The organism is Acidimicrobiales bacterium (assembly GCA_016794585.1).
Taxonomy (GTDB): domain Bacteria; phylum Actinomycetota; class Acidimicrobiia; order Acidimicrobiales; family DATDAH01; genus JAEUJM01.
In genome coordinates, this window is sequence record JAEUJM010000009.1 from 87,624 (window position 1) to 98,565 (window position 10,942).

At 74.0% G+C, this 10,942-nt stretch carries 8 protein-coding genes; 5 read left to right on the forward strand and 3 right to left on the reverse strand.

Annotation, left to right across the window (positions count from 1 at the left end):
- Nucleotides 1-52: 52 nt before the first annotated feature.
- Nucleotides 53-826: an SDR family oxidoreductase gene (locus tag JNK12_03625; protein MBL8774990.1), complete on the forward strand. Its 774-nt coding sequence runs from the start codon at nt 53-55 to the stop codon at nt 824-826.
- 25 nt (nt 827-851) lie between these two features.
- On the opposite strand, the gene JNK12_03630 is transcribed toward JNK12_03625, so the two are convergent.
- Both JNK12_03630 and JNK12_03635 read right to left on the reverse strand, forming a co-directional pair.
- Complete coding sequence (locus JNK12_03630; GenBank protein MBL8774991.1) at nt 852-2,480, reverse strand: hypothetical protein; 1,629 nt, start codon at nt 2,478-2,480, stop codon at nt 852-854.
- Between the two features lie 34 nt (nt 2,481-2,514).
- Nucleotides 2,515-3,795 (reverse strand): family 1 glycosylhydrolase, encoded by a 1,281-nt coding sequence (locus JNK12_03635; protein ID MBL8774992.1) that lies wholly within the window; start codon nt 3,793-3,795, stop codon nt 2,515-2,517.
- Nucleotides 3,796-3,841: 46 nt separating this feature from the next.
- Between JNK12_03635 and uxaC the strand changes: the two genes are divergently transcribed.
- The 4 genes from uxaC to JNK12_03655 are packed head-to-tail and all read left to right on the forward strand — an operon-like array spanning nt 3,842 to nt 9,688.
- Nucleotides 3,842-5,248 carry a glucuronate isomerase gene (uxaC, locus tag JNK12_03640; protein MBL8774993.1) on the forward strand — a complete coding sequence of 469 codons (1,407 nt, stop codon included), beginning with the start codon at nt 3,842-3,844 and terminating at the stop codon, nt 5,246-5,248.
- A 42-nt stretch (nt 5,249-5,290) separates the two neighbouring features.
- Nucleotides 5,291-7,072: a beta-glucuronidase gene (uidA, locus tag JNK12_03645; GenBank protein ID MBL8774994.1), complete on the forward strand. Its 1,782-nt coding sequence runs from the start codon at nt 5,291-5,293 to the stop codon at nt 7,070-7,072.
- 58 nt (nt 7,073-7,130) lie between these two features.
- Nucleotides 7,131-8,465, forward strand: a complete 1,335-nt coding sequence (locus tag JNK12_03650) for a mannitol dehydrogenase family protein (GenBank protein MBL8774995.1) — start codon at nt 7,131-7,133, stop codon at nt 8,463-8,465.
- Nucleotides 8,462-9,688, forward strand: a complete 1,227-nt coding sequence (locus JNK12_03655; protein ID MBL8774996.1) for a DUF2088 domain-containing protein — start codon at nt 8,462-8,464, stop codon at nt 9,686-9,688. The genes JNK12_03650 and JNK12_03655 overlap by 4 nt, the downstream gene beginning before the upstream one ends.
- A 173-nt stretch (nt 9,689-9,861) precedes the next feature.
- Here JNK12_03655 and JNK12_03660 read toward each other — a convergent pair whose 3' ends face one another.
- A complete protein-coding gene (locus JNK12_03660) occupies nt 9,862-10,839 on the reverse strand; it encodes a LacI family DNA-binding transcriptional regulator (GenBank protein ID MBL8774997.1) in 978 nt (325 codons plus the stop codon).
- Nucleotides 10,840-10,942: the final 103 nt, after the last annotated feature.

Here is a 10,942-nt window from a genome sequence, read left to right on the forward strand (position 1 = left end):
TTATGGCACAAGCTACTTGACTTGATCACATCTTCGTGGTCCTGTCGAGGGCATGCGTGCAGACGAGTTGTTCGACCTGACCGGGAAGGTTGCGGTGATCACCGGCGGCGCCGGCGGCATCGGCGTGGTCTACGGCGAGGCGTTGGCCGAGGCGGGCGCCGCCGTGGTGCTGGCCGACCTCGACGAGGCCGCGGCCCAGGCGGTCGCTGACGACCTGACCGCCAAGGGCCAGCAGGCCGTCGGCGTCGCGGTCGACGTCCGTTCGGCCGAGTCGGCCGAGGCCATGGCCGACGCCACGGTCGAGCACTTCGGTGGCATCGACATCCTCGTCAACAACGCCGCGATCATGGTCGACCTCCCGCCCTACGGGCTCGGGAACATCCCCGTGGACGAGTGGGACCGCGTCATCGACGTCAACCTGCGTGGGCCGCTGCTGTGCACCCAGGCCGTGGTCCCCGCCATGGAGGCCCGCGGCGGGGGGCGCGTCGTCAACGGCCTGTCTGCGGGCGCCTTCATGGCCGGCGGCATCTACGGCGTGTCCAAGTTCGCCCTCCACGGCCTCACCCTGAACCTGGCCTCGGAGCTCGGCGGGCGGGGCATCAACGTCAACGCCATCGCCCCCGGCCTGGTCGAGAACGACAGCGCCTACGTGGCCCTCCCCAAGGACTCGCCCTTCCGCGAGGCCATCGCCGCCACCATCCCGGGCAAGCCCTCGGGCCCGCCCGAGGACCTCGTCGGCACCCTGCTGCTGCTCTGCTCTCGCGCCGGCGACTGGATCACCGGCCAGACGATCCTCGTCGACGGCGGCTGGATCGCCCGCTTCTGAGGTGGGCGCCGCGCCCGTCGCGGCCTCAGGCGCAGGCGGGAGCCGTCTCGAACCGGTCGTCGCCACCGACGTCGGACGCCGACGCCACCTGCAGGATGTCCTCGGCGTCCGGGCAGCGCAGGAAGCCGTCCGCGACCGCCCGGTCGGTCGCCGTGGCCAGTCGCCTCACGTAGTCGCGGTGCGACGGGTAGAGCGAGGCGAGTCGGGATGCCGGGAGCAGGGCCGACGTGCCCGACGAGATGCACGCCTCCCCGTCGTAGGCGGACGACGGCACGGTCACGATCGGCAGCCGTAGGCCGCCCCGAGCCGTGCCGTCACGGTCCCGAGCGAGCGTCTGGGCCGCATCGTCGGGAAGCGGGTCGGCCCGCTCCACCCGGGGAGCCGCCGGTGCCGGGACGCCGGTCTCGAGCCAGGTCCGGAGTGCGGCCAGCGCGGCCGTCAGCGAGTAGCGACGGGGGAAGCGGGTGCCCCGGGCCGTCCCGGGCGCGCAGACGGCCCCAGCGGGGTCCTCGGTGACGCCGAAGTCGTCGAACCGGGCGCGGCGGGCCTGCTCCTCCGGGAGGGACAGTCGGGGGGCGAGTGGGCCCGGCCCCGGCAGTTCGACGTGGTCCACCGACCACCGGTCGGCGTGGGGGGCGCCCACGACCTCCCAGGTCACGTGGTTCGGGCCGTCGGGTGTCGGCTCCGCCTCGATCGCCGACTCATCAAGGTGATGCAGCGTGGGGACGCGGTACCCCTCGGGCTGGCCCGCAGGGGCGGCACCGTCCACGAGGAAGGCATCGACGAGCCGAGCGTCGTCGTCGGACCCGCTCGCGAGGTAGGCGTTCAGCGGACCATGGACCCCGAGGGGCGCGTCCGCCGGCGGAGGGTCCGGTGTGCCGTGCGGGAAGTACTTGGCGACGGATCGTTGGAAGCCCTGCGCGATGACCAATCGGGTGTCGAGGCCGCCCAGCGGGGCCACCCCGGTCGGGAACCGGATCGCCTCGATGGCCTGGTCGAAGATGTCGAAGGCGTAGGCGTCCCCGGGATGGCGCAGGGCGCCGTAGCGCTCCGGGTCGGCGCCCACCAGCGAGGTGCCGGGACAGCCGTCGGCGGTCGGCGCGCAGACGCCTCGTTGCTCGGCGCTGACGACGGCGAACGCGTAGCCGTCCTCCATGAGCATCGCCGCCTCGTCGTTGGTCTCGACCGTGAGCTCGAAGTCGCCGACGTCGCTCACCTGTGCCCACTCCACCACGGTGGTGCCGTTGAATTCCCGGGGGTCACGGGGCGTCCACACGATCATGCGGCTGCGATAGGGGGCAGGCGGAAGCCCGGCGGCCGCGATGGCCCGAGCCCGACCGCCGAACGAGAACTCGCCCTCCTCGTAACCGAACGCTCCGACGTCGAAGCGCAGTCCTCCCACCGCCCGCCCGCGCCCTTCGCTGAGAGGGGCGACCGAGGGGTCGGGCACGCGTCCCGGCGCGGCCTCGGAGCGCAGCGGTCGGTGCGCATCCGAAGCATCCGTGACCGTCGTGTCGGATGCGCCCGACGAGGGCCCGCGGTCGCTGTGGCAGGCCGTGGCGGCGATGGTGACGGTGATGGCGAGGGCGAGCGGGACCAGGACGGCGGTCGGCCGGCCGAGCCGGCGGCGAATCGGTCGGGTCAGCAAGGCCATGCCGTGACCACGGCCGTCTTTGCGGCGGCGCCGCTCAGACCAGCGCGTTGGCCTTGGCGACCTCGCCGAGCCAGCGGGCGGTGGGCTTGACCGTGCGGGCGAAGGTCTCGGCGTCGAACGCGACGAGGCCGAAGGTCTTGGCGAAGCCGGCCATCCACTCGAAGTTGTCGAGCAGGGTCCAGTGCAGGTACCCGCGCACGTCCACGCCGTCGGCGATGGCGCCGGCCAGCCCCTCGAGCGCCCCTCGGGTGTAGGCGAGGCGGGCGGCGTCGTCGTCGGTGGCCATGCCGTTCTCGGTGACCATCACCGGCACGCCGGCGTGCTCGGCGGCGAGGCGGACGGTGTGGCCGAGCGCCGGGGGGTAGACCTCCCAGCCCGTCTGCATGGTGGGCACGCCCTCGGGGACGGGCAGGACGCCATCGGGCCCGAGCACGTTGCGGGAGTACGTCTGCACGCCGACCCAGTCGTCGTCCTTCGACACCTCCAGCCAGTCGAGCTGGGCACCCTGGCGGGCACCGGCGAAGCGCTCCTCGCCGCCCTCGCCGGGCTGGAGGTCGACGAGTGCGAGGGTCCAGCCCACCTGTGCCTGAGGCGCACCGGCCTTGATGGCGTCGGCGGCGGCGCGGTGGATGGCGCTCATGCGCTCGACGTCGGTGCCCACGAGGCCCATGCGGTAGCGGTCGGGGTCGTGGCCGCCGACGCCGAAGGTCGCCGCGGCGCCCCCGTCCGTGTCGTCGGCCGCCGCGTCGCCCACCGGCGCCTCGTCGCTGCTGGTCCCCATCGGGATCACGCCGGTGAGCTCGAGCATGGTGACGACGTTGGGCTCGTTGAGGGTGGCCACCCAGCCGAGGAGATCGCCGAGGTGCGCGGTGGCCCGCTCGGCGTAGCGGGCGAAGCGGTCGACGGCGTCGGCGCTGGTCCAGCCGCCCTGCCCGGCGAACCACCTCGGGGTGGTGAAGTGGCAGTAGGTGACGACCGGGGTGACGCCGTGGTCGAGGCAGGTGCCCATCATGCGGCGGTAGTGGTCGAGCGCCGCCCGCGAGAAGTACCCGGGCTCGGGCTCGATGCGGGACCACTCGAGCGAGAACCGGTAGGCGTTCAGCCCGAGTTCGGCCATGGTGGCGATGTCCTCGGGGTAGCGGTGGTAGTGGTCGCAGGCGTCGCCCGACGGCTCGACGAACAGCGACGGCTGGGCCCACTCGAGCGGCCAGATGTCGGCGTTGACGTTGCCACCCTCGACCTGGTGGCCGGCGGTGGCGGCTCCCCAGAGGAACCCGTCGGGGAACGAGGGCGTGGTCGCGGCGGCGTCGGTCATGCGCCATCGTTGCGCCTCGAGCCCGCACTATGCAAACCTTTGCAGAGTGCTCCACCCCGACCGCCTCCTCCCGCCGGATCCGGCGACCCGGGCCGTGGCCCGAACCATCTACGAGGGCACCCGCGACCTGCCGATCGTGAGCCCGCACGGCCACATCGACCCGTCCGGCCTGGCCGGCGACCTCCCCATCGGCGACCCCGCCACCGAGCTCGTCACCAAGGACCACTACTTCCTGCGCATGGCCCACAGCCAGGGCGTGCCGCTCGAGGCGCTCGGCGTCCGCCCCCTCGACGGCGACGCCCCCGGGGTCGACGGCCGCCAGGTGTGGCGCACCTTCGCGGAGCACTACCGGCTCTTCCTCGGCACGCCGTCGAAGCTGTGGCTTGACCACACCCTGGGCGAGGTCTTCGGCATCGCGGAGCGCCTCGGGCCCGACACCGCCGACGCGGTCTACGACGAGGTCTGCGCCTGCCTCGCCGAGGACGCCTTCCGCCCCCGGGCCCTCTACGAGCGCTTCGGGATCGAATTCCTCACCACCACCGACGGCGCCCTCGCCTCCCTCGAGGCCCACGCCGCCATCCGGGCATCCGGCTGGTCGGGCGTGGTCGCGCCGACGTTCCGGCCCGACGACGTCGTCGACCCCGACGGGCCCCGCTTCCTCGAGAACGTCGCCCGCCTCGGCGAGCTGACGGGGGAGGACACCTCGTCCTGGTCGGGCTACCTGGCCGCCTTGCGCGCCCGCCGCGCCGTCTTCCGCGCCGCCGGCGCCACCGCGTCGGACCACGGCCACCCGACGGCGGCCACCGCGGACCTGTCGCCCGCCGAGGCCGAGGCGCTCTTCGGTCGTGTGGTCGGCGGTCGGGCCGAGCCCGGCGACGCCGAGCGCTTCCGGGCCCAGCTGCTCACCGAGATGGCGGCCATGAGCCTCGACGACGGGCTCGTGCTGCAGCTCCACGTGGGCTCGTGGCGCGAGCACAACCCGACGCAACGGGCCCGCTACGGGATCGGCCTCGGCGCCGACATCCCGACCACCATCGACTTCGTCGGCGGGCTCAAGCCGCTGCTCGACCGCTTCGGCAACGAGCCGGGCCTCACCGTCGTCGTCTACACCCTCGACGAGAGCACCTACAGCCGTGAGCTCGCTCCGATGGCCGGCCACTACCCGGCGCTTCGGCTCGGCCCGCCGTGGTGGTTCCACGACAGCCCGGAGGGCATCCGGCGCTTCCGTCGCCAGACCACCGAGACCGCCGGCTTCGCCAACACCGTCGGCTTCAACGACGACGCCCGCTCGCTGCTCACCATCCCCGCCCGTCACGACGTGGCCCGCCGCCTCGACGCCGGTTTCCTCGCCGAGCTCGTGGCCGAGCACCGGTTGGAGGAAGACGAGGCCCACGCCGTCGCCGCCGACCTCGCGTATGGCCTGGCCCGCTCGGCCTTCCGGGTCGCGGGCTGAACGACTCACCCCCTCGAACAACCGGACCCCGACAGGAGACCCATGCTGCGACCCCAGGACAACGTGGCCCGGGAGGCCCGCACCCTCGACGGGCTCTGGGAGTTCGCCGTGGACACGCGGCACGCCGGCCGGGACGAGCGCTGGTGGGAGGCCCCACTCGCCGGCTCGCGGGCCATCCCCGTCCCCTCCAGCTTCAACGACCTGTTCGTGGACCAGGACGTGCACGACCACGTCGGCGACGTCTGGTACCAGCGCACGGTGCTGGTCCCCCGGGGGTGGGAGGGGCAACGGGTCGTGGTGCGCTTCGACGCCGCCTGCCACCGGGCCACGGTGTGGCTCGACGGCGAGCAGGTCGGCGAGCACGAGGGCGGCTACCTGCCGTTCGAGGCGGACCTCACCGCCCACGTGCGCCCCGGCGAGGAGCACCGGCTCACGGTGGCGGTCAACAACGAGCTGTCGTGGCAGTCGATCCCGCCGGGGATGACGAACACGAAGCCCGACGGGCGCAAGCAGGCGCTCTACTACTACGACTTCTTCAACTACGGCGGCCTCCACCGCAGCGTCTGGCTGTGCGCGACGCCGCCGGCCCACCTCGACGACGTCACCGTGGTCACCGACCGCGACGGCACGACCGGCGTGGTGCGCTGCACCACCGCGGTGGCGGGGGAGACGACGGCGACGGTGCGGGTCGAGCTGCGTGACGCCGACGGTGCGCTCGTGGCCGGGGCGACGGGCGCCGACACCGAGCTGCGGGTGCCCGACGCCCACCTCTGGGGCCCCGGCACGCCCTACCTCTACGACCTGCGGGTCGACCTCGTCGAGGGCGACGCCGTGGTCGACCACTACTCGCTGCCGGTCGGCATCCGCACCGTGCGGGTCGACGGCACCCGCTTCCTGATCAACGACGAGCCCTTCTACTTCAAGGGCTTCGGCATGCACGAGGACCACGTCGTCCGGGGCAAGGGCCATGACGCCGCGTCGATGGTCCACGACTTCGCCCTGCTCGAGTGGCTCGGCGCCAACTCCTTCCGCACGTCGCACTACCCGTACGCCGAGGAGGTGCTCGACCACGCCGACCGGCTCGGGCTCGTGGTCATCGACGAGACCGCCGCGGTGGGCATGAACCTCGGGGTCGGCGGCGGCATGTTCCTCGGCGGCGACCGGGTCACCTTCAGCGAGGACACGGTGAACGACGCCACCGCGGCGGCGCACCGCCGCCACCTCGAGGAGCTCGTCGCCCGGGACAAGAACCACCCCTCGGTCGTCCTGTGGAGCGTGGCCAACGAGCCCGAGTCCCACACCCCCGAGTCCCGCGCCTACTTCGCGCCGCTGTTCGACCTCGTGCGCGAGCTCGACCCGACCCGCCCCGTCGGCTTCGTGAACATGCTCCTGTCGCCCCCCGACGCCTGCCTCGTCACCGAGCTGGCCGACGTGGTGATGGTCAACCGCTACTACGGCTGGTACCTCGGCTTCGACCTGGCCGAGGCCGAGCAGGGTCTCGAGGCCGAGCTCGTGGCGTGGGCCGACAAGCACGGCAAGCCGATCCTCGTCACCGAGTACGGCGGCGACGCGGTGGCCGGCCTGCGCTCGGCGACGTCCGAGCCGTGGACCGAGGAGTACCAGGCCGACCTGCTCGACACCTACCACCGGGTCTTCGACCGTCTCGACGCCGTCGTCGGCGAGCACGTCTGGAACTTCGCCGACTTCGCCACCATGCCGTCGTTCATGCGCGTCGAGGGCAACAAGAAGGGCGTGTTCACCCGCGACCGTCGCCCCAAGCTCGCCGCCCACCGCCTACGGGCCCGGTGGCGCGCCGACGGGTGACGCCGATCGCAGCTGGTCGGTTCTGGGAGTCAGTTCGTCGCTCCCGGGGGGCGTGGCGGTGAGGCGGCTGTCCGCGGCGACGCTGGCCGAGGCCCGGGGGGTGGCGCCGCCGACCTACGACCGGACGGGCCCGGCGCCGTTCGTGCACCTCGGGCCGGGTGCCTTCGCCCGGGCCCACCTCGGCGTCTACGCCGACGACCTCTGCCGGGTCGGGCACGACGCGCGGATCCGGGCGGTGGCGTTGCGGCATCCGACCGCAGAGGAGCAGCTCGCGCCGCAGGACGGGCTCTACACCGTGACGACCCGGGAGCCGGGGGTGCCGGCCGCGACCCGGCTGATCGGCTCGCTCGTGGCCGTGGCCACGGGCGCGCCGGTCGCGGTGGCCGCCATCGCCGACCCGGCGACGTCCTTCGTCACCCTGACGGTCACCGAGAAGGGCTACGACTCGGTGGGGCCCGGCTCGGCGGTGGCCGTTCTCGTCGCGGGCCTGGACGGGCGCCGGCGCAAGGGTCAGGGTGGGCTCGTGGTCGCCTCGCTCGACAACCTGCTCGACAACGGGCACGTGCTGCGGGACAGGGTGCTGGGCGTCGCCCCGGAGGTGGGGCCGCCCGGGCTGGTGTCCTGGATCGAGGCCGAGGTGGCGTTCCCGTGCTCGGTGGTCGACCGCATGGTGCCGGCGACGACCGACGCCGACCGCGCCGAGGTGGCGCAGCGCCTCGGGTTGGTGGACGAGGCGGCGGTCGTGGCCGAGGCCCACCGCTCGTGGGTGGTCGAGGCGGTCGACGGGCTCCCACCGCTGGCCGAGGCGGGGGTGGAGGTCGTCGCCGACGTCGGTGCCCACCAGCAGCGCAAGCTCTGGCTGCTCAACGCCCCGCACTCGGCGCTCGCGTACGGCGGTCTGCTGGCCGATCACGACACCATCGCGTCGGCGGTGGCCGACCCGCTCGTCGCCGGGTTCGTCCGGGCCCTGGTGGACGACGTGCTCGCCGTGGTCGACGCCGCGGACGGCGGGCCCGAGCCCGTCGCCTACGCCGCCGACGCGCTGCGACGGTTCGCCAACCCGGCGCTCGGGCACACGTGCGCGCAGGTGGGCGCCGACGGCTCCCGGAAGCTGGCCCAGCGAGTGCTGCCCGTCGTCGGGGCCCGCCAGGCCCGGGGGCTGTCCCTCGACCGGTTCGCGGTGGTGGTCGCCGCCTGGCTCGCCGCAGTGGCCGCCCGGTCGGTCGAGGACCCCGCCGCCGACGAGGTGCGGGCGGCCCTCGCCACGGGCGGCCCGCTGGCCGCCGCCGAGCTGGGGGTCGGGCCGACGCTGCGCTCCTGGGCGCCGGCGGTCGCCGCCGCGTACGACCGGGTCGTGGCCGAAGGCCCCCGGGTGCTGGCGGCGGTGCCGTGACCGCGCTCCTCGGTGGGCCCCACGAGGCCGTCGGCGACGAGGCGGTGCGGGCCTTCGTCCGCGAGCAGCTTGCGGGGCTCGACCTCGACGGGCGGTCGCTGTGCCTCGTCATCCCCGACGCCACCCGGGCGTGCCCGCTGCCGCTGCTGCTCGGCGCCGTGCACGAGGCGGTGGCCGGCCGGGTGCGGTCGTGCGTCGCCGTCGTCGCCCTCGGCACCCACGCCCCGATGGACGAGGCCGCCCGGCGGGCGCTCGTCGGCGTCGACGGGCTCGAGGTCGTGAACCACGAGTGGTGGGACGACGCCACCTTCGCCGAGGTCGGCGTCCTCGACGCGGCCACCGTCCGCCGCCTGTCGGACGGGCGCCTCGACGAGTCGGTGGCGGTGCGGGTCAACCGCCTCGTGGTGGAGAGCGACGTGACCCTCGTCGTCGGCCCCGTGCTGCCCCACGAGGTGGTCGGGTTCTCCGGTGGCGAGAAGTACCTCTTCCCGGGGCTGTCGGGACAGGAGCTCATCGACCTGACCCACTGGCTCGGTGCGCTCATCTCCAGCGCCGAGATCATCGGCGCCCGGGGCATCACACCGGTGCGGGCCCTCGTCCACGCCGCCGCCGCCCTGGTCGAGGGCGAGCGCCACGCGCTGTCGGTCGTGGTCGACGCCGCCTCGGGCGCGCTGGAAGCGGTGGCGTTCGGCGACCCCATCGGCTCGTGGAAGGCCGCCGCCGACGTGGCTGCCGAGTCCCACGTCGTGTACCTCGACCGGCCCGTGCGGCGGGTGCTGTCGCTGGTTGCGCCCCGCTACGACGACCTCTGGACCGGCGCCAAGGGCTTCTACAAGGTCGAGCCGGTGGTCGCCGACGGCGGCGAGGTCGTCCTCCACGCCCCGCACATCACCCAGATCGCGGCCATGCACCCCGCCCTCGACGGGCTCGGCTACCACTGCCGGGACTACTTCCTTGCCCACTGGGACCGGTACCGCGCCCACCCCCGGGGCGAACTGGCCCACTCGACCCACCTCTACGGCGCCGGCACGTGGGACCCGGTCGAGGGGGAGCGCCCGCGGGTGCGGGTCGTGCTCGCCACCGGCATCCCCGAGGCCGTCACCCGCCGGGCCAACCTCGGCTACCTCGACCCCGCCACCGTCGATCCTGCCGACTGGGCCGACGACCCCGACGCCCTCGTCGTCCCCGACGCCGGCGAGGTCCTCTACCGCCTCCGCCCCTGATCCAACCTCCAGCATGAACGCGAGGTCCCGCCTCGCGTTCCTGCTGGAGGAACGCCGGCGCTGGTCGGTGACACCGCGTTCTGGGACCACCGTTGGGGCACGACGCCAGCGTGGTCCCAGAACGAGAGATCGCCGACGGCGAGGCCTTCGTTCGCGGCCGCCGCTGACCCGAGTCAGGGGGTGGGGGCGGGGCCGGTGGAGGCGCGGACCACGAGCCGGCCGGCGAGCTCGACCGTCGCCGGCTCACCGGTGAGGAGGCGGAGCGCGGCGGCGCCGGCCTCGTCGGTGGGCATGGCGATGGTGGTGAGCGGCGGCGCCACCATCTCGGCCATGGGCACGTCGTCGCAGCCGACCACGCTCACCGCGTCGGGCACCGACACACCACGCCGGGCCAGGCCCGACATCACGCCGAGGGCCAGCTGGTCGTTGAAGGCCATCACTGCGGTGGCCTCCCGGTCGACGACGACGTCGACCGCGGTGGCGGCGGACTCGACGGTCGGGGCGTCGACCCGCACGGCGACGACCTCGATCCCTGCGGCGTCGGCGGTGCGCACGACCGCATTGCGGCGCTCGGTCGCCGCCCAGGAGCCCGGCGGCCCGCCCACGTAGACGAGGCGCCGGTGGCCGAGCCCGGCGAGGTGGTGCAGGGCCTCCTCGGCGGCGTCGGCCGAGCGCATGACCACCGACGCCCTCCCGGCGGCGGGGCGGTTCACGAACACCGTCGGCGTGGAGGGCGTCGGCTCGTCGAGGGCACGGTGCAGCTTGCGGGGCGAGACCACGATGAGGCCGTCGACCTCGTGGCTGAGCGCCCTCGCCGCCCGTACCTCCTCGTCGCTCTGCTCGCCGGTGTCGACGAGCAGCACTTGGAGCCCGGCCTCCCGTGCGGACCGCTCGACTGCCCGCACCAGCCGGGCGAAGAACGGGTTGGTGATGTCCGGCACGATCACGGCGATGTTGCCCGTGCGTCCGGTGATGAGGCCACGCGCGGCGCGGTTGGGAACGAAGCCCAGTTCCTCCACGGCGGCCTCGATGCGCTCACGAGTCGCCGCCGCCACGAGCTCAGGCCGGTTCAGGGCCCGGGACACCGTGCCGGGGTTCACGCCGGCGCGGGTGGCCACGTCCAGGATCGTGACCCGGCCCCCGCTACCCACGTGTCGACCCTACCGGTCGGCTGGCGTCACCCGTTCCGGCGGCCGAACGACGCAACCGGGCGAAGATCCCGCGGCCGGGCGCGAGCCACGGCCGGACGTGCAT